Annotated in this window: 1 protein-coding gene; it reads left to right on the top strand. The window is 63.5% G+C overall.

Features of this window, described 5'->3' with window-relative positions:
- Positions 1-33 precede the first annotated feature (33 nt).
- Positions 34-394: VOC family protein (locus tag EOA86_RS38300; RefSeq protein ID WP_245497525.1), on the top strand; the 361-nt coding region annotated here is incomplete at its 3' end.

Here is a 394-nt window from a genome sequence, read left to right as displayed (position 1 = left end):
ACCAAATTCCGGAATGATGCACACCGCGCCGGCATGACCGAGACGATGACAGAAGGCCCTTGTCCGCTAGGCCCTTATCCGCTTGACCATCTTGTGCTGCCGACCGCGAGCCTCGACGTGGCGCGGGCGCGGCTGGTTTCGCTTGGCTTTGTCGTGGCGCCGACCGGCGTCCATCCTTTCGGGACGGAAAACTGCTGCGTCTTCCTTGAGGACGGCACCTATCTCGAGCCGCTGGCGGTGGGCAACGGGCAAGCGGTGGCGAAAGCGATCGCGGACCGCAACGTCTTCGTCGCGCGCGATCGTGCCTATCGCGACAGGTGCGGCAGTGAGGGATTTTCTGCCCTTGTCTTGGGCACCGAAAATGCGGATGCCGATCACGCGCGCTACATCGAAG

Source organism: Mesorhizobium sp. M5C.F.Ca.IN.020.32.2.1, assembly GCF_004023105.1.
Taxonomy (GTDB): Bacteria; Pseudomonadota; Alphaproteobacteria; order Rhizobiales; family Rhizobiaceae; genus Mesorhizobium; species Mesorhizobium wenxiniae.
The sequence above is the reverse complement of the archived record's forward strand: the minus strand, read 5'-3'. Positions and strand labels throughout refer to the sequence as shown.